Genomic DNA, 18,376 nt, shown 5'->3' with positions numbered 1-18,376 from the left:
TTCTGGAGCAAAATATGACCGATCTCGCCACACCCCTGTCCCGCAACGAATCACCGTCATATCACGACCTCCCGACAGCATGGCGCGGTGTGGTGCGCGAAGGGGCAATACGCGAATTCGCGCGCGCCGTCCGCAATTTCCATCCGGCGTTCCTCCGCGCCGACGCCGCGCACCGGCTCGGGCATTCCGGGCTCGTCGCCCCGCCGACGTTCGCCACCGTATTACTCGGCCATGTATACCGAGAATTGCTCGATTCCCCGCGCATGGGCGCTCGAGCGCCGCGCGTCCTGCACGCCGATCACGTACTCGATCTGGCCAGACCGCTGCTGGCCGGTGACCGGCTGGACTGCCGGGTGCATGTCGAATCCTCGTGCTACTTCTCGGACTACGAAGTTCTCACGATCAGGAGCGCGCTGGTCGACAGGACAGGTCGCGCGGTGCACACCGGTACGACGACGGTCCTGGGGCGGGTACGAGCAGTCACCGCGTCGGGCATCGGGGAGGTCTTCGCCGACCGGCCATGGACCGAGCACGCGATACCCGGCGCTGATTGCCGAACACCTTGTACTGCGGTGGGTTTCGAATCTCTCGCGGTTGGCGACGCGCTGCCGGTCCAGTTGCTCGAGGTGTCCGCGGCGGATCTGGCCGAGTACTCCGCCGTGACCGGTCTGCCGAGCGCCGAGCCGCCGGGCGTGTACGAACTCGGCCTCGCCACGGGCTATCTCACCGATTGGCTCGGCGATCCCGCCGCCATCACCAGGCTCCGCACCCAGGTCGCCCCCGGCGTCCATGGCCTGCGCGTCCGGCCAGGACAGCGGGTGCGCCTCGCCCTCCGTGGCCGGATCACCGCGCTGGATCGACGCCATCGCGCCGCCACCCTCGCGGTGGACCTGCGTTGCGAGGGTCGTCGGCTGTTCGGGTACGCCGCGGTCGAGGCGCGATTCCGCTGAGGTGCCGGGAGTCTTACGCCGCCCGCCGCCCGGCGGCGGGGAGCAACCCGGTGAGCCGCGCCAGCCGCCGGTGCGACTCGAGCCGCGCGGCGCGATCGTAGGTGCTGGTGTGCACCAGGATCTCGTCCGCTCCGGTCCGGAGGACAAGCCGCTCCAGCGCCTCGGCCACCTCGTCCTCGGTGCCGTGGATCTGATCGCGCATCGATTCCGCGACCAGGCGCCGCTCGCGTTCGGTCATCGGCGCCGATTCGATCTCCTCCGGCGGCAGCAACACCGGGAACTCGCCGCGGGTGCGCGAGTACGCGCTCGACCAGGCCTCCGGCAGCAGCATCCTGCGCGCTTCCTCGGTGCTGTCGGCGATCAGGACGGTGCCCGAGACGACGACGTAGGGCGCGCTCCCCCAAGCTGTTTCACGGAATCCCGCGCGATAGCGTTCGATCGCCTCGACCATCCGATCGGTCCCCGCCACCGCCGCGACGACCAGCGGCAACCCGAAGCGCGCGGCGCGTTCCGCACCGGAGCCGGTGGCCAGCAGGAACGCGGGCACCCGCAGACCCTCCGCGGGCCACGCGTGCACACCTTGCCTGCCGTGCGCGAAATAGTCGAGCAGCGCGGCGAGTTGGTCGTCGAAATCGTCGGCGTCGGCCTTGCCGTGCCCGAGCGCGCGGCGCACCCCGTCGGTGAAGCCGACCGACCGGCCAAGGCCCATGTCGATCCGTCCCGGGTAGAGCGATTCCAGCACACCGAACTGTTCGGCGACCACAAGCGGCTGATGGTTCGGCAGCATCACCCCGCCGGTGCCGATCCGGATGCGCGAGGTCGCGGCGGCCGCCGCGGCGGCGAGCACGGTGGGGGCCGACCCGGCGACTCCGGGCACGCTGTGGTGCTCGGACACCCAGAACCGGTGATAACCCCACTGCTCGGCCAGCCGCGCGAACTCGACCGTCTCGCGCAGCGCCGCGGGATGCGACTGCCCGCGCCGCACCCGCGAGCGGTCCAGGACGGAGAAGCGAACGGAAGGCAGTGCCGCGGTCATACCCGATGTCAACGCGCCCGCCGCTCGCCCATTCCACCGCGACGTCAGCTCTCGGGTACTCCCAGCGCCTTGGCAAGCACCCGCCAGGCGCGCGGCAGCTGCGCCTCGAAGTCCGGCCAGGTGTGCATGCCCGCGTCCGAGTACTCGACCTCGGCCGGAATCCCCAGTTCGGCGAGCCGGCCGGCGAACCGTTCGGTGCACGCCCTGGCGCCCGCCTCGAGCGCTGCGCCTCCCCCGGCAAGGCGCAGCGCGTCGACGACCGACGGCGCCGCCGCCACCGCGGCCAGATCGGCATCGGTGGGGGCGCCCGAGGCGGCGGACAGGTAGATGGCGGTGCCGCGCAGCTTGTCCGCGCCGAGCAGGCTGTCGTGGGCCGCCCACTCGGGGGAACTCGGTGGGCCCCAGAGGTTTTCCACGTTCCCGCCGCGCGAGGCCACCGTGATCGTGGTGACCGCGTGACCGAGCGGATCGGCGGTGGAATAGCAGCCGCTCATTCCGGCGACCGCCAGATAGTGGCCGGGATGGCGCTGCGCGAGCATCATCGCCGCCTGCGCGCCCATCGAGACGCCCGCGATGGCGCGCCGACCGTCGGCCTTCAGCAGCGATTCCACGATCGGCGGCAGTTCCTCGGTGAGGAAGGTCTCCCAGCGGTTGAGCCCCAGCGCGGCGTCGTGGCGCTGCCAGTCGCTGTACATGCTGCCGGTGCCGCCGGTGGTGAGCACCACGTCGACCGGTTTGTCCGCGAAGAACTGCTCCGCGCCGCCCTTCGTGAGCCAGCCGGAGGTCGGTTCGCCGTCGACGCCGTCGAGCAGGTACAGCGTCGGGCGCGGGCCAGAGCCCGAGCCGCGCAGGACGTCGACCTCGATGACCCGGCGCATCGCGGCGGAGGCGATGTGCAGGCGGTCGCGGCGCGGGCCGAGGCTCTCGATGGTCAGCAGACCGGTCCTGGTCATCTTCGGATCGACCGCGGGCGCCTGGGTCGGCGCGGCCATCGGACTCGTGGGCGCGGCGAGCACTTCGGCCAGTACGGGCGCGGCGGTCGCGGCGGCGAGCACGGCCAACGCCGCCGCGGTGCTGGAGACTCGTCTGCTCATGAACTCGCGGCGACTCGCTCGGCCCGGCGGGCCGCGGCCCGTTCCCGCTGTTCCTCGAAGCGCAGCGCCCGCTGCTCCAGGTCCGCCAGGAAGACGTGCAGCTCGTCGCGGGCCCGCTCCCCGTCGCCGGACAGGTCCGTCCGCTCGAAGACGTTCCACGCGCGCAGCACGGGCCGCACCACGACATCCAGGTGCTGGCGCAGATCGTAGATGCCGTGCTTGGCCAGCAGCACGGCGTTGCGGCGGAAGTTGGGCTGCGTCAGACCGGGCATCTGGAACCCGGTGACGATGTCGGTGATCGCGCGCAGCATCGCGTTGGGCGTGAGGTCGAGGGCCGCGGCGCTCAGATTGCGATAGAAAATCATATGCAAGTTCTCGTCGGCTGCGATTCGTTGCAGCATACGCTCCGCGAGGGGGTCCTCGCACGCGGCCCCGGTATTCCGATGACTGATCCTGGTCGCCAATTCCTGCAACGTCACGTATGCCACCGAACGCAGGAACTGCGGTCCCTTGACGGGTTTCGCGACGCCGGTCGTCATGTGCCGCATTCGCGCCGCCTCCAAAGCGACCGGATCCACCGCGCGGGTCACCACCAGATAATCGCGCATCACGATGGCGTGGCGATTCTCCTCGGCGGTCCAGCGGCCGACCCAGGTGCCCCAAGCGCCGTCCAGCGAAAAGGATTCCGAGATCTCCCGGTGATAGGAGGGAAGATTGTCCTCGGTGAGCAGATTCGTGATCATCGCGACCTGGGCGACTTCGGACAGCCGGGACTGACCCGGCTCCCAATCGATTCCGCCGAGTGCGGCGAAATTGCGGCCCTCGTCCCACGGGATGTAGTCGTGCGGCTGCCAGGCTTTCGCCTTGCGGAGATGGTCGTCGAGGAGACGCTCCGCGACCGGTTCCAGTTCGCGCAGCAGGTCCAGATCGGTCGACGCGGTGGTCACTGGTCAACTCCTTGCCCGCCTCGAACATCCGAGGCGTGTTCGACGATAAGGCCGAAAACTCAGGCCGAGCGCCCCATTCGCGGTTTGTTGGGCGAGGTGACTACCGCCCCTGTGGCCTGCTGGGGCCCGTCACAACCGATCGTTTTCCCCAGGTCCGCCATGGGATACAGGCCGGGAGGGCGGTTCGCCGCCCTGATCCGGCCGAGCAGATCGTGCGCGCGTCCGGCGAGTTCCGGTATGCGGCAACGAGGTCCGGCCGTGACCGTGGCCGTCAGCGGAACCTCCGCGGCCTCGCTCACCACCTCGAGCACCTCGGCCGTCATGGCCAACGGCGTGAACGCGGAGGTCTCGTCGATCGGCACGAGCACGGTGCCGCCCTCGGTGGACAGCAGCGACAGCGCCCGCGAGCCGAGCGGATCGGCCAGGGCGGCCTGCACCCTGCGCAGTTTCCTGCGCCCCGCCGTCGCGCCGCCGCCGGGACGCAGCTCGTCGCTGTGCTGCGGGATCGACACGGCGACCACCTGGTAGGACGGCGCGATGCTGATGCCGGTCTGCTTGGCGAGCTGGGCGACGCCGTGCCCGCTGAGCAGGGCCGAGACGAGGGTCTGCGCCGCCGTCTGGTGCTCCTTGGCGACCAGCCGGTGTTCCTCGACGTAGGCCGTCGACGCCCCCACCGTCACCATCTCCAGCGCGCGCACGATCAACCGGGCGCCCGCCACCAGCTGATCGGAGTCGCCGCCGCTGGCCGCGAGAAATTCCAATCCGGAACGAATACCGTCGTGATACGCCCCGAGCACCGTTTCCAGCGCGACGCCTTCGCGCGCCCAGCGCATCGCGCTTCCCGCGATCTCCGCCGGTTGTGGAGCGGCCGGAAAAGCGCCGGGTTCCAGCACTTCCACCGCCTCGGCCAGACAGTTCCGCGTTATCGTCGCGAGATCACCGTGCGGCACTCCGCGCGGCCGATATCGCAGATGTTCCACGAGTTTCGCATGTAGAGTCTTGGTGCCCGACCCGGCCTGTGTGCCCGCCATGACTGTCGAACAGTAGCGGCGATCGCGGCGAAATCCCGGCGCGTTACCGAGTTCCGGGCATTTCATCAGGACGCACCCTGGGTGTTGGGCGTAATCACAAGCAGATCACGGCCTTTCGCGCGGCAGACCGTGTGGGCGGCCGCGCTGCCGACGGCTTCGGACCGTACCGGTTGGAATTGTCGGGCGTCCGGCCGCATGGTCCATCGAATATTTTCCGGGACGTTCGGCGAATTCCGTCGCGCACCCGTAACTCGGAGCGGCCGGGAAGCGATAGGACATCCGACCAAGAGCGCGGTATCGCCCGCTGGAAGTTGTCGGATGAGTAGGGTGGCCCCTAGTGTGCCGCACGTCTCATCACCGATAGCATCGAGCGCCGCGCCTCCGTACCGCGGACCGGGCGCCACGTCGAGTGCGAAGGACTACACGGACATATGACCGGTACGCGAGAAAAGCTGGAGCAGCTCCGGGGCATCCTGGAGCTCGCCGAGGAACCCGCGGGCGAGGCGGGGATCGCCAAACGCAAGGCCAAGGAGATCCCCAGCGCCCGCGAGCGGGTCCGCATGCTGCTCGACCCCGGTAGCTTCGTGGAGATGGGCGCGCTGATGCGCCAGCCGGGCGCGGGCAACGCGATGTACGGCGACGGCGTGGTCACCGGCCGCGGATACATCGACGGCAGGCCCGTGGTGGTGATCGCGCACGATCAGACCGTGCACGGCGGCTCGGTCGGCGAGATGTTCGGCCGCAAGGTCGCCGCGGCCATGGAGTTCGCCTACGAGAACGCCTGCCCCGTGATCGCGATCAACGACTCGGGCGGCGCGCGCATCCAGGACGCGGTCGCCTCGCTGGCCTGGTACGCGCTGATGTGCCGTCGTCAGGAGGACCTGTCCGGCTTCGTGCCGCAGGTGGCGATCATGCTCGGCAAGTGCGCGGCCGGTTCGGTGTACGGCCCGGTCAACATGGACGTGCTGGTCGCGACCGACAAGTCCTACATGTTCGTCACCGGCCCCGAGGTCATCAAGGCGGTCACCGGGGAGAGCGTGAGCGCGGAGGAACTCGGCGGCGCGGCCGTCCAAGCGCGCACCGGCACCGTGCACCACGTCGCGAGCAGCGAGCGCGCCGCGTTCGACTGGGTGCGCGAATACCTCGGCTACCTGCCCTCGAGCTGCCTGGAGCAGCCGCCGATCGTCAATCCGGGGCTGGAGCCGGAGATGACCAAGCACGACCTCGAGCTGGACTCGATCATCCCGGACGCGGACAAGGTCGGCTACGACATGCACGACATCCTCGTGCGCATCTTCGACGACGGCGCCTTCCACGAGGTCAGCGCCGGTACCGCGCAGAATCTGATCACCGGCTTCGCGCGGGTGGACGGGCGCAGCATCGGCGTGATCGCCAACCAGCCGATGGTGCTCGGCGGCGCGCTCGACGCGCAGTGCTCGGACAAGGCCACCCACTTCATCCGCCTCTGCAACGCCTTCGGCCTGCCGCTGGTGTTCGTGGTGGACACCCCCGGCGTGCTGCCAGGCATCGAGGAGGAGCGCAGCGGCGTCATCAAGCGCGGCGGGCGATTCTTCCGCGCGGTGATCGAGGCGACCGTGCCGATCGTCACCGTCGTGACCCGCAAGGCCTACGGCGGCGGCTACGCGGTGATGGGCTGCAAGCAGCTCGGCGCCGACATCAGCCTGGCCTGGCCGACCGCCCGGATCGCGGTGATGGGCGCCGAGAGCATGGTCGGCATCATCGGGCGCAAGCAGCTGGAGGCGACGCCCGCCGAGCAGCGCGCCGAGGTGCGCCAGCAGATGATCGACTTCTACAACGCCACCATGGCGACGCCGTGGATCGCCGCCGAGCGCGGCTACATCGACGCGGTGATCGAGCCGTCGCAGACCCGCCTGGAAATCCGCAAGGCGCTGCGGCTGCTGCGCGACAAGGACCCCCAGCCGAAGCACAACCCGCGCAAGCACAGTCTCTTCCCCGTGTAACCGAAATACACCGGTTGTGCTGTCTCACAACACATCCGATGGGGCGTGGTGGGATCGCCGGATGTTCCGCGAGGCGGGGACACCGGGCGATCCCATCGCCTAATCTCGGAACTGTGTCCGGCCCTACGTTCGCCGCGCAGCGGCCGGACACAGTGGCGTGCCTGCCGTGGTTTGTTCCCTACCCTTACCCGGCGGGCACGCCGCACTTCGTCACCCGGCGGGCACGCCGCGCTTCGTCACGGGCCGCGCGAGTCAGACCGCGCCGCGGCCGCCCCAGGTGAGACCCACTGTCGCCCACTCGGTTTCCCACAGCCGCGCCCGCCTGCGGTCCAGGCTCGCGCGCAGCAGGTAGTAGCCGGTCACGAAGCACACGAGTACCGCGCCTGCCACCGCGCTCGACAGCAGCACCGCGCGGCTCAGCGCCCGCGTCTCCGACGGCGGCTCCACGACCCGGCCGTCCCGGTCGAGCCAGATGCTCACCGTGGCACCGGGTTTCACCAAGGTACTGGAGCGATAGTCCTCGACACGGGTGACGCCCGCGCCGTCCACCCAGGACACCCGCGCCGGGGTGATCGGCGCGTACAGCGGCGCCTTGCCGACCTCGACCACGGTGGCGTCGACGCGGCGCAGTTCGGCCATCCGGCTCTCGACCACCCGGGATTCCGTCTCGTAGACCCGGCCGCCGATCCCGATCCCGACCAGCGGGACGACGACGAGGAACAGCAGCGTCAACAGCATACCGACCCCGGATTGCAGCCGATCCTCTCTGCGCCGCATGGGATTTCGGTCCAATCCCAGCCGGCGGCAGGTCCGGCGCACGATGCCCGCCGATCGGACCGGACGTTCCTCGGTCATGACGCCGACTCCTCGTACTCGATGGTGTACTCGATGTCGTTCGCCACCCCGGCGAGGGTGTCGAAGAAGCCTTCGATGAGGTCGGGCAGGCCGGTCGGGTCCGTCCCGGCCGCCCAGGTCTGCAAGGCCGCGACGATGAGCCCGGAACACGCCGCGACGACGGTCGCCGGACGCAGATCCCGCGCCGGGTCGACGCCGAGACGGGCGGCCAGAATGCGCACCGATTCGCGCTGCCCCTCGTTGCGGATGCGCTGGTAGCCGGCCAGCAGGGCCGGTTCGTCGTCGAAGCGCTGGAACAGCGCCCAACGGCGGGCAAGCAGCCCGGCCCGCTCCCCGGTGTACTCGGCGGTCAGCCAATCGTGCACGGCGTTGCGGTAGGCCCGCAGCGGCGGCTCATGGGCCGGGCGGCAGGCCAGCGCCTCGTTCAGCAGGTGCATGTCCTGGTCGATGTCGCCGAGGATCGCCGCCTCGATGGACGGGAAGTGGCGGCTGAACGTGCGACGGGTGACCCCCGCCCGCTCGGCGATGTCCTCCACGCCCACCGCGGCCAGTCCTCGCTCGGTCAGCAGATCGAACGCGGCGCGCGACAGCGCCTCGCGGCTGCGGCGGGTGCGCAGCCTGCGGCCATCCAGGTCGACAGCGTCGTCGGTGCCCATGTGCTCATCGTACCAATATTGTCCCGACGGGACATTAGTTTCCGATCGCCACCTCACGTCGGAGCAGTACCCGCTGCCGAGCGCGCCGAACGACCCGAAGAGCGGGTGCCCGGCGTTCGCCTCGGCGATGACGACGACCAGCCTCCGAACCGGTGCGATCGGCGGAACGACAGTCCGGAAAGCCGTCCGCTCATGACTTCTCACAAAGCTGTCCGAAATTGCCCGGGAACCGCCTTCGTGTGCATCTGGCGAAATCGCCGTCCGGCAAACCCGCCGACCCGAGCGGAGTTGTGCTCGACCACAGTCGAATTCGCCGTGGAATAGGTTCGAAAACAGTTCCCTACCAGGCGAAATACCGGACTCTTGACCAGAATTGCGGCGGCAGCTACAAATGAAATCTCCGCCGACCCGAGCTGTTCGAACCGGCCGACGAGAATTGCAAGCCAGTGGTTACCGACGTCATCGATGTGACCGTGGAATTCCCGATCCCCCGCCAGTCGGTGTGGGACCTGCTCCGCGAGCCGCAGACCTACCCCCGCGTCTTTCCCGGAATCGGCGCGTGTGAACCGCTGGAATCCGCTGGCGGACATCAGATGCTGCGCTTCCGCGTCGGCACGGCCGAGCTCGGGGTCCGCACGCAGGTGATCCAGCTGCGGATCGGCCGCTGGTACGAAAGCCTCGAGCTGGTCAGCCCGACGCTGGGCAGCTTCGCCTCGATCCGCCTGCGCGGCACCGAGGAACGCACCCGCATCTCGGTCACCTTCTTCGGGCCGGGCCGCGTCCATCCGGCCGTCGCGAAGCTCGGCAACGGCGCGATCATCGGCTGGACCGAACGCGGCCTGCGCCGCATCGCCGACCTGGTGCGCGGCGCTACCACCTCGGTCGTTGTCAACGGCGAGAACTCACCCGTTCGCCGCCGCGCGGAGGTGGCGAGGCAGATGATGGCCACCGGCGTGGTGCGCGCCTCTCGTCCCGACCTCGGCTTCAAACAGCTGCGCAAGCTCTCCGAGTGGGGTTTCAACCTGGCGGGCGGTTACGCGGCGGCGGCCGCGTTCGCACCGGAGCGCACCGCACTGATCGACGCGCGGGGCGCGCGCACCTTCGCGCAGATGCACGAGCGCACCAACGCCATCGCGGGCGCCATGTCGATGCTCGGGCTGGCGGCGGGCGACGCCATCGGACTGCTGGCGCGCAATCACGGCGGGATGGTCGAGACCATGGTCGCGGCGGGCAAGCTCGGCGTCGACGTGGCGCTGCTGAACACCGGCCTGCCCGCACGGCGTATCGAGGAGGTGGTGCAGCGCGACAAGCTCACCGCGTTGTTCGTGGACGGCGAATTCGACCATCTCGTGCAGTACCTGCACGCCGATCTCCCGCGCTACGCCACCGACCGCGCGAAGCCGGTGCCCGGCCGAACCACCCTCGACGATCTCGCGGGCATGGGGCACAACGACTTTCGCAAGCCCGCCCACCATGGCAAGCTGATCGTGCTCACCTCCGGCACCTCCGGCACCCCGAAGGGCGCGCGCCGCCCGCACGCCAAGGGATTCAGCACCATCGCCGCGCTGCTGTCCCGTATTCCGCTGCGGATGGACGAGACCATGCTCATCCCCGCGCCGCTGTTCCACACCTGGGGCCTTGCCGCGCTGCAACTGAGCACCGCGCTGCGTTCCACGGTGGTCCTTCCCGAGCAGTTCGACGCCGAGGACTGCCTGCGCCTGATCGCCGAGCACCGGGTGAGCACGTTCATCGCGGTGCCGATCATGGTGCACCGCATCCTGGAGCTGCCCGCGCACGTCCGGGCCCGCTACGACACCTCCAGCCTGCGGGTGGTCGCAAGCTGCGGCGCCCCGCTCGCCGCGAGCACGGTGCTCGACTTCATGGACGCCTACGGCGACGTCCTCTACAACGTCTACGGCTCCACCGAGGTGTCCTGGGCGACCATCGCCGACCCCACCGACCTGCGCACCGCGCCGACCACCGCGGGCCGCCCGCCGCTGGGCACCAAGGTCGCGGTGCTCGGCCCGGACCGCAAGCCGCTGCCGGTCGGCGCGACCGGGCACATCTACGTCAGCAACCACATGCTCTTCGACGGCTATGTCAACGCCGCGCCGCCGGACGAGGCCGACGGCATGCTCGACACCGGTGATCTCGGCTTCCTGGACGCCACGGGCAAGCTGTTCATCGCGGGCCGGGACGACGAGATGATCATCTCCGGCGGCGAGAACGTCTTCCCGCGCCCGGTCGAGGAGGCGCTGGCCTATCTGCCGCAGGTCCGCGAGGTCGCGGTGGTCGGCGTCCCCGATCGGGAGTACGGCCAGCGCCTCGCCGCCTTCGTGGTGAAACGCGAAGGGGCGGGCCTGGATTCGGATATGGTCCGCAACTACATCCGCAATCGGCTGAGCCGATTCTCGGTGCCGCGCGACGTCACCTTCCTCAACTCGCTGCCGCGCGGCGAGACGGGCAAGATCCTCAAGCGCCTGCTCACCGGCGGCCCCGAGGACGCCGCCCAGCACCCGATCATCGGGACGATCGCCCCCGGCTCGTTCTGACCTCTCGGAACCACGCCCCGCCGCATGTCTGTTCCTCAGCCCTGTCCGGTCGGCTCGTCCACGGTGGGTGGCTGCCGATCGCGCAGCGCTTCCAGCAGCCCGCGCGTGTATTGGGGCGGTGCGGCGTGCACGGAGAGCATGTTGGCGACGGCACGGTAGGCGGCGAGGTCCGATTGCTTGTCCAGATACAGCGCGCCGGTGAGTTGCTGGAGATAGACGATGTCGGGCAGATCGGACTCGGTGAAACGCAACATCGTGAAGGCGCCGTCGGCCAGCGCCGGGCCACCGACGTGGTCGGCGAGCACCTGCAACGTGATGTTGGGCTGATCGGCCGCCTCCAGCAACCTGTCGAGCTGCTCGAGCCAGACCGCCGAGCCACCGATGCGCCTGCGCAACGCGGCCTCTTCCACGATCACCCAGATCCGGGGCGGTTCCGGCCGGGTGAGGATGTGCTGGCGGCGCATCCGCAGCGCTACCCGGCGCTCGATCGCCGCGAACGACTCGTTGGGGTGCGCGAGGGACAGCAGGGCCCGCGCGTAGTCGGCGGTCTGCAGCAGCTCGGGTACCGCCCTCGGCTCGTAGCAGCGGATCAACCTGGCCGCCTGCTCCAAGCCCAGATAGGTGTCGAACCACTTCGGCAGCCAGTCGTTGTCGCGATGCCACCAGCCGGAGGCGTTGCCCTGCCTGGCGAGCTCGAGGAATTCCGCGCGCTCGGTCGGGTCCGTCACGCCGTAGAGCGCGAGCAGGTCGACCAGGTCGCGCTCGCGGAAACCGGTGCGGCCGAGCTCCAAACGGCTGATCTTGGAGTGCGATCCGCGGATCGCCTCCCCCGCGTCCTCGCGGGAGATGCCCGCGGCCTCGCGTAATCGCCGCAATCGACCGCCGAGCAGCATCCGCAACACCGTCGGACCACCATCGGGGCCGGGATGCGTTCTGGGAAAGGAAGATTCGCCCGAGAGTCGCGCTTCCGGAGCACTCATCCACCGATGATGCCACGAATCGCGGGCGACTCTCCAGGGCATACGATGGTGTGGTTCGGATGCACGTGCAGCCGCACGTGCACATCGGTGCCGGGCAACGGCCACGAGCCGGAGCCCCTTCCCGATGAGACGTGCACAATTCGGTCGCGCGTACGGCGCAGGCAACCGGCCGCGGCAATCGTCGCGCTAACGTTTCCGCGCATCCCACCGCTATATCGAGTGTGTGGCAGACAGGTCTCGGGCCCATCGGCACACCGGCCCGCGACGAATCGAGTAGGAGAGTCGTGTAGGCAGAGGTGATCGTTATGGCGACCGTGGGTGTTTCCGCGGACCGATCGACGGTTCGCGCGGTACTGCTCTCCAACCCGGCGGCGGACGAACCGCCGTCGGCCCCGCTCGAGGAGGTGGAGTGGGAGATCGGCGAGGCCACGGCGGCCGAGTCGATCGCGGCGGCCCTCGAACAGTTGGCCGACCGGACCCGCTCGCTCATCGAGAACATCGCGCTGACCTACCGCACGGTGGAGGAGCGGCGCGACATCGTCACGCATCTGGCCACCGGCCGATGGCGGACGTCCTCGCTCGTATCGGTGCGTGCGGCGCTGCTCGCCTACGTGCGGGAGGCCGCGGAGCTCGACCGATTCGAGACCATTCTGGTACTCGAGGTCTCCGACCGTGACCTGACCTTCATCCTCACCGACGCGGCGCGCTCGCGCATCATCGCCTCGGCGGCGTGGCGGGCCGGACCCGATCCCGCGGCGGAAGCGCTCGATCGCGTGCGCCCCGCGCTGCTGGCCAAGGGCATGGCCCTGGACGCCGTTGTGCTGTGCGGCGCCCAAGGCGCCGCACCCGAGTTGCTGGACGATTTCGAGCGCGTTTTCGAGGTCCCCGCCGTCACCGTGGACGAGCGGTACACCGCCGCTGCGGTCGGCGCAGCCCGCATCGCGGCCGCTCAGCTGCCGCAAGATCCCGGCGGCGAACCGACCCCCGCGATCGCGACCGTCGAGCGACGGCGCGCGGGTGTCGCGCTTCCGCTCGGCGCGGCGGCGGTCGCGGTGCTCGCCGCATCGGGCATCGCGCTCTCGCGCGGCACCGACGAGGCGACGTGGACGCGCGAGGCGTACCAGCCTGCCCCGCCCGCCGCTGCGCCCGCCACCCCCGATACCGCGCGTCCCGACCCGGGGCCGCCGACCTACATCGAGGGCGCCCAGCCACCGATCGCTCCCGCGGCCGACGCACCGGCGAACCCTGTCCGGCCTACGCCCGCCGAGGCGCGGCCGATCGACCCTGGCGACCCGGCCGACCCGTACGATCCGAACGACCCGCGTCCTTCGGAAACGCACCCGCAGATTCCGACGACCACGCACCATCCGGATCCGGCGGCGCTCGGCGCGCCGGACGACAACGGCCTGTTCCCCGGCGAATCACCGCCTCCCCCACCCGGTTCCGATCCCGCGCTCATCTCGGCGTGGCAGGCGAACCACCTGCGGCTGAACCAGCAATGGCTGCTCGGCGGGTGAGCCGAGTCAGGCGAGCAGGACGCGCGCGCTGCCCCGGCCGAACAACTTGCGGGCACCACACGTGGCGCCGACCCGCACGGTCGCTGCGCGCCGCGCCGTATCCAATTCCTTGACGCGGCCGCTGAATTCGATCGTGCTGTTCCGGTCCGCGGGCACCGGCGCGAAACCGGCGAAGCGCACGCCGTAGTCGACCACCGCGCCGGGATCGCCGAGCCACGAGGTCAGATATCCCGCCCCGAGGCCCATGGTCAGCAGCCCGTGCGCGACGACGTCGGGCAACCCGACCGCCCCGGCGACCTCGTCACTGAAATGAATGGGGTTGGTGTCGCCGGAGACGCCCGCGTAGTTGACCAGATCGCCGCGCGAGAGCGCCACCTCGTGCGCGGGCAGTTCGTCACCGACGCGTAGCTCCTCGAAGCGGATCGGTCCGCGCCGATCGCTGTCGTCGAGCGCGTCCGGCGCAGCCGCCGCGCGCTCGGTGAGCCGAGCCGCACAGTGCTGCCGGGCGGCGCCGCCGCGCACCCCGAGCCCGTGGCCGCTCATCATCACGCCCGCCACCGCGGCGGCGAGATCGCCGTCAAGCTCGACGCCGGTCTGCGCGACGACGGTGCTGGACGTCGTCTGCAGCGGCCGTCCTTGGCCGTCGCTGAGCAGATTCCGGATGACGAGCAGATCCATCTCGCCGAACTGCCGAAACGACTCGAACGTGCACTCGGAGACCAGCTCGTCGCCCGCGACGATCGGGCGATGCACCCGCACCCGCTGCTCGGTGTGCAGCACCTGGCTGACGTCGTAGCCCGTCAGTTCGGTCTCGAACAGCGTCCGCTGCATCTGTAACCACACGATCGCCGGGAAGGTCAGCGGCGCGACAAGTCCGGCGTAACCGAGCGACGCCGCGGCGTCCTCGCTCCAATGCGCCGGGTGATAGTCCTGCACGGCTTGGGCGAACTCGCGAATCTTCTCCCGGCCGACCTCGTAGTGGTCGGCGAGCCGGAAGTGCCGACCGACCAGCGCCGCGGCCTGCTCGGCGGCGGAGGGTGCGTCGATGTGCAGCGTCATACCTTTAGATCGCGCAGCGGCGTGTTCGCGCAACGTTCGCTGGAGCATCAGCATTCGTTCGGAGCCTGCACACCGCGCAAGCGCTCGTCCAGCCAGAGCAACGCCTCCGGGTAACCGGTGACCGCCCCGATCACATGCTCGCCGAGCACCCCGCGATAGACCGCGGTGACACCGAGCTCGCACTGTTCGCGGTAGAGGTTGCGCGCGCCTTCGGCCGGGATCCAGAACTCTTGGTCCCCGTTGTAGATGTAGAGCGGGACCGCCGAGGGCATGTCCTCCATGCGCGTCACGCGGTAGATCTCGGCGGCGAAATCCGAACCGAGCGGATCGGGGAAGTTCGCGGCGATGTCGATGGGCAGCATGAGCACGCCGACCGCACCGAATGTGCTGCCGCACAGGTCTTTCACCGGTGAGGTCGCGATCCATTTGGCCAGGTTGTTCATCCGCGCCAGGATTTCCGGACGCTCCCTTCCGATGGCGAACACCGCGGCCATGAAGACCGCGGAGGCCAGATTGCCGTTCATGCTGCGCGCCAGGATCTCGTAGTCGGCGGGGACACCGCCCAGCGCGGCGCCGACCACGACCTCGGACAGCTCCGGCGCGTAGCCGTCGATCAGTTTGACCGCGCCGTGCGTGGCGATGGCGCCGCCGGAGTAGCCGAACATGGCGAAAGCACTTGCGCCGAACTCCTCCGGCAGCAGACCGCGCACCGCGCGGATGCTGTCCAGCACCGCGTGGCCTGCGACATACGGTTCGGCGTAGGCCATCCACGGGCCCTCGTGATCGGGGATCAGCACCGCGTATCCGCGCGACACCGCCAATTGCGTTGTGGGCGGGAGGAAATCGGTGACGCTGGTGTTGTCGGTCCAGCCGTTGGCGAAGCTGTAACCAGGGGTGCAGTCGCGGCCGAGCGCGTCGATCGGGAGATTGTTGACCAGCACAGGGCGATCACCGGGACCGGTCCACGCACCGGCGGGCACGACCAGGGTCGCGGTGGCGAAGGACGGTCTGCCGTGCGCGTCGGTGGTGCGATACTTCATCAGCAGCGCCTGGCGGAACGGCACGAGCACGAGCAAACCCGCCGTCGCGGTGACATCGCGGACCTCGACGATCTCGCCCGGCGCGTAGTCGGCGAGGCCGGGCGGCCACTGATCGAAGATCGGATCGCCCACCCCGGCGGGCAGCGAAGCCTCGTGCAGCGCGGCCAATGTCGGCGAGACGCCCGCGGTCTCCAGCACCGCGCCGTCCTGGCGCGGCGTCGACACGATCGGAGGCGGCGGAATCACCCGGTCGATCCATTCCTGCACACCGGGCAGCAGCGATCCCGAAACATGGGGCACCGCGGGCAGTCCGGACAGATCGGGAAGGACGGGCGGTGCGGGGGCGGCGGGCGGATCGGCGGCGGCCTGGCCCATCGCCGAAGCGACCAGCAGCGCCGTCAGGAGCAGGGCACGCAAAGATCTCATGGCACACGCCTTTGGGTGCGACGTCGGGTTCGCCTGGCGCCCTGGGAGATGCGGCCGTCGACCCCCGAATGCCCCTGGGGGCCAGGGACTCAGGCTAACCGGACGCGCCGAGGCGGCAGCCGGTTCGTGCCCGAGTTGTGCGTGTCATGACGCCGAATCGCAACAACCGAGCCGAATCCACCTGCCCCGAGGCGGATTCGGCTCGGCCGGAGTCAGCAGTTGCTCGGCGCCGGCTCGCCGCGGAAGCGGGCGTCGAGCCAGCTCAGCGCGGCGGGGATGCCGAGAACGGCCGCGGTCAGGTGATCGGGCACCGGGATCTGCTCGGCCTGCACCGGCACGCCCGCGGCGCACCACCTGCGATCGGTGTTGACGATCGCGTCGACCGGAACCAATCCGTCGATCGGAGAATGCCATTCGAACACCGGCGTGCGCGGGACGCCGTCGTAGAGCTCGAGGCTGTTCTCCTCCACCACCGCGCGCGCGTCGCGGTCGTCGATCATCGAGGTCGTCTTCGCGAAGTCCATCGCGCCGCGCCCCGCGCCCGTCGCGATGATGTCGTTGGTGCAGCTGTTGGCGATGGCGTCGCGTGCGGCAATCCCGCGATCGTTGAGCTGATCGCTGAGCGGGAACCGCTCCGGATACTCGCGTTCCAAGCCGAGGCCCGCGGCCAGCGCCAGACCGAACACCGGATGCGAGCCGAGGCCGAGACCCTCGAGCATCTTGACCAGGTTCATCGGCACCCCGCCCATCGCCGCGCCCGCGAGCTGGAGCTCCGGCGCGTAGTCCGGCGCGAGCGCGGCCGCCCACGCGGTGGCCATTCCGCCGCCGGAGTACCCGACCATCGCGGTCGGGCTCTGCGCCAGCCGCAATTCGGACACCTGCTTGACCGCGCGGATGCCGTCCAGGGTGATCTGACCGCCCAATTTCGCGGCGCCGTAGGCGAACTGCGGTCCGAGGTGATCGGGCAGCGCCACGGTCCAGCCGCGCTGCAACAGCACGTTCCAGCCGGGCGCCTCGCGCACGATCAGATTCGGATCGCCGGTGTAGAGCACCCGGGAGACCGAGCACTCGGCGCCGAGCCCGTTGATGATGTGCTGGAAGGACAGCAGCGGGCCGTCCGCGCGGTGCGCCTTCGGGGTGAGCACCGTCGTGGTGGCCGCGATCGGTTTGCCCGTGGAGTTGGTCGAGCGGAAGCGCACCAGGGTGACCGTGGTGTCCGGGAAGATCAGCAGCGGCGGCATCTGGCGCACCGCGAGCACATCGCCGGGCTTCTTGTCGGCCAGATCCGGGGGCGCGGCATAGAACGGATCCGGGTCCGGCGCCGGATACAGCGGTTCGCCGTGGCTCGCTCCGGCCACCGCCACCACCATCAGCACGCCGAGCGCCGCGGCTCCGAGCGCGCGCACCGAACGTAAGGCCTTCCTCATGGACTGCGCCTCCCCAGTGGGTCCAACGTTGGAGATCATCCTGAACACTGCCCGGTCGGCATGGCAAAAAAGACAAGCAACGTGTTGACTTCTCACAAGTTTGTGCAGGACACGCTGTGACCGCCGCGCACACACACTCGTGAGAATCCCCACCGAAGCCCGCGACGCTCTGTGACTTGTCCAGCCAGTGGGATGGAACATGTTCTTCACTATGGTTCCGGACCTACCGTCGAGTAACCGGCGCAGGGCCGCGCCGGCCCGGAAGGAGACGGTGGCATGGACGGCACGCAGCACATCGCAGAACGTCAGCGGGGTGTCGCGGATGTGCCGACTCGGCGCGTGACCGTCTACTTCGACGGCCCGACGCCCGAGGACACGATCGTCCTCGAGTACGCGGCGACCAGCACCGAGGCGTGGGAGTTCACCACGGCGGCGCTGCACGCGGGACTCACCGTCACCGTCGACGGCAAGGTCCGGCCCGAGTTACGCAGGTTGCCCTGCCGTTCGCTGTGGCACTGAGCCCTCAGGGGTTGTCCAGCACGCGGTGCAGGAAGGCCAGCGTGTCCGGCAGCGAATCGCGCGCGATGGCGTCGGCCTCGGTGACGCATTCCCGCTCGACCACGTCCAGAACTTGCCTGCCCACCGGGGTCGAATAGCCGTCGACGTCGAGTTCGGGCGCGGTCGCGCGCAGCCCCGCCATGACCAGTGCACGCTTCATCGACCGATGATTGCCGGATCGATGCCCGCGGAACAAGACACCACATTCGGTGTCCCGGTACGCGGTCGGGCGCGAGCTCTCGGCGAGGGCCGTCGCACCGCTCGCG

16 protein-coding genes are annotated in these 18,376 nt (G+C 69.7%); 5 read left to right on the top strand and 11 right to left on the bottom strand.

The window, feature by feature from the left end:
* The first annotated feature begins 14 nt into the window (after positions 1-14).
* A complete protein-coding gene (locus tag CRP45_RS02430; protein ID WP_097243593.1) occupies positions 15-950 on the top strand; it encodes an FAS1-like dehydratase domain-containing protein in 936 nt (311 codons plus the stop codon).
* A gap of 13 nt (positions 951-963) precedes the next feature.
* On the opposite strand, the gene CRP45_RS02425 is transcribed toward CRP45_RS02430, so the two are convergent.
* Genes CRP45_RS02425 through CRP45_RS02410 form a run of 4 tightly spaced genes read right to left on the bottom strand, consistent with a single transcriptional unit; the run spans position 964 to position 5,058 of the window.
* Positions 964-1,986: an LLM class flavin-dependent oxidoreductase gene (locus CRP45_RS02425; RefSeq protein WP_097243592.1), complete on the bottom strand. Its 1,023-nt coding sequence runs from the start codon at positions 1,984-1,986 to the stop codon at positions 964-966.
* A 44-nt stretch (positions 1,987-2,030) separates the two neighbouring features.
* Positions 2,031-3,080, bottom strand: coding sequence for an alpha/beta hydrolase (locus tag CRP45_RS02420; protein WP_067778203.1), 1,050 nt, complete (start codon positions 3,078-3,080; stop codon positions 2,031-2,033).
* A complete protein-coding gene (locus CRP45_RS02415; RefSeq protein ID WP_097243591.1) occupies positions 3,077-4,027 on the bottom strand; it encodes an acyl-ACP desaturase in 951 nt (316 codons plus the stop codon). The genes CRP45_RS02420 and CRP45_RS02415 overlap by 4 nt, the downstream gene beginning before the upstream one ends.
* Positions 4,028-4,086: 59 nt before the next feature.
* Positions 4,087-5,058 (bottom strand): RsbRD N-terminal domain-containing protein, encoded by a 972-nt coding sequence (locus CRP45_RS02410; RefSeq protein WP_097243590.1) that lies wholly within the window; start codon positions 5,056-5,058, stop codon positions 4,087-4,089.
* Between the two features lie 431 nt (positions 5,059-5,489).
* Between CRP45_RS02410 and CRP45_RS02405 the strand changes: the two genes are divergently transcribed.
* Positions 5,490-7,040 carry an acyl-CoA carboxylase subunit beta gene (locus CRP45_RS02405; protein WP_097243589.1) on the top strand — a complete coding sequence of 517 codons (1,551 nt, stop codon included), beginning with the start codon at positions 5,490-5,492 and terminating at the stop codon, positions 7,038-7,040.
* A 252-nt stretch (positions 7,041-7,292) separates the two neighbouring features.
* Here CRP45_RS02405 and CRP45_RS02400 read toward each other — a convergent pair whose 3' ends face one another.
* Both CRP45_RS02400 and CRP45_RS02395 read right to left on the bottom strand, forming a co-directional pair.
* Positions 7,293-7,895, bottom strand: a complete 603-nt coding sequence (locus CRP45_RS02400) for an Rv1733c family protein (RefSeq protein ID WP_097243588.1) — start codon at positions 7,893-7,895, stop codon at positions 7,293-7,295.
* On the bottom strand, positions 7,892-8,551 hold the full coding sequence (locus tag CRP45_RS02395) for a TetR/AcrR family transcriptional regulator (protein ID WP_097243587.1): 660 nt from the start codon (positions 8,549-8,551) through the stop codon (positions 7,892-7,894). The genes CRP45_RS02400 and CRP45_RS02395 overlap by 4 nt, the downstream gene beginning before the upstream one ends.
* 446 nt (positions 8,552-8,997) lie before the next feature.
* Here CRP45_RS02395 and CRP45_RS02390 point away from each other — a divergent pair, with 446 nt between their 5' ends.
* Entirely contained in the window at positions 8,998-11,103 is a 2,106-nt protein-coding gene (locus tag CRP45_RS02390) for an AMP-binding protein (RefSeq protein WP_097243586.1), read from the top strand.
* A gap of 35 nt (positions 11,104-11,138) precedes the next feature.
* Here CRP45_RS02390 and CRP45_RS02385 read toward each other — a convergent pair whose 3' ends face one another.
* Positions 11,139-12,083: a helix-turn-helix domain-containing protein gene (locus CRP45_RS02385; RefSeq protein WP_097243585.1), complete on the bottom strand. Its 945-nt coding sequence runs from the start codon at positions 12,081-12,083 to the stop codon at positions 11,139-11,141.
* 305 nt (positions 12,084-12,388) lie between these two features.
* Between CRP45_RS02385 and CRP45_RS02380 the strand changes: the two genes are divergently transcribed.
* Positions 12,389-13,600, top strand: a complete 1,212-nt coding sequence (locus CRP45_RS02380) for a hypothetical protein (RefSeq protein ID WP_097243584.1) — start codon at positions 12,389-12,391, stop codon at positions 13,598-13,600.
* Between the two features lie 6 nt (positions 13,601-13,606).
* Here the strand turns inward: CRP45_RS02380 and CRP45_RS02375 are convergent, their stop codons facing one another.
* From CRP45_RS02375 to CRP45_RS02365, 3 genes are all read right to left on the bottom strand, one after another.
* The gene (locus CRP45_RS02375; protein WP_179830733.1) at positions 13,607-14,659 is read right to left on the bottom strand and encodes a fused (3R)-hydroxyacyl-ACP dehydratase subunits HadA/HadB; all 1,053 of its coding nucleotides are present in this window, start codon (positions 14,657-14,659) and stop codon (positions 13,607-13,609) included.
* Between the two features lie 47 nt (positions 14,660-14,706).
* Positions 14,707-16,125, bottom strand: a complete 1,419-nt coding sequence (locus CRP45_RS02370) for a lipase family protein (RefSeq protein WP_097243583.1) — start codon at positions 16,123-16,125, stop codon at positions 14,707-14,709.
* Between the two features lie 212 nt (positions 16,126-16,337).
* Positions 16,338-17,552, bottom strand: coding sequence for a lipase family protein (locus tag CRP45_RS02365; RefSeq protein WP_097243582.1), 1,215 nt, complete (start codon positions 17,550-17,552; stop codon positions 16,338-16,340).
* Positions 17,553-17,828: 276 nt separating this feature from the next.
* On the opposite strand from CRP45_RS02365, the gene CRP45_RS02360 reads away from it, so the two are divergent.
* Positions 17,829-18,071, top strand: coding sequence for a hypothetical protein (locus CRP45_RS02360; protein ID WP_067778215.1), 243 nt, complete (start codon positions 17,829-17,831; stop codon positions 18,069-18,071).
* 4 nt (positions 18,072-18,075) lie between these two features.
* Here the strand turns inward: CRP45_RS02360 and CRP45_RS02355 are convergent, their stop codons facing one another.
* Positions 18,076-18,270: a hypothetical protein gene (locus tag CRP45_RS02355; RefSeq protein WP_097243581.1), complete on the bottom strand. Its 195-nt coding sequence runs from the start codon at positions 18,268-18,270 to the stop codon at positions 18,076-18,078.
* Positions 18,271-18,376 lie beyond the last annotated feature (106 nt).

The sequence above is a fragment of the Nocardia amikacinitolerans genome, assembly GCF_900215415.1.
In the GTDB taxonomy this organism is placed as follows: domain Bacteria; phylum Actinomycetota; class Actinomycetes; order Mycobacteriales; family Mycobacteriaceae; genus Nocardia; species Nocardia amikacinitolerans.
The sequence above is the reverse complement of the archived record's forward strand: the minus strand, read 5'-3'. Positions and strand labels throughout refer to the sequence as shown.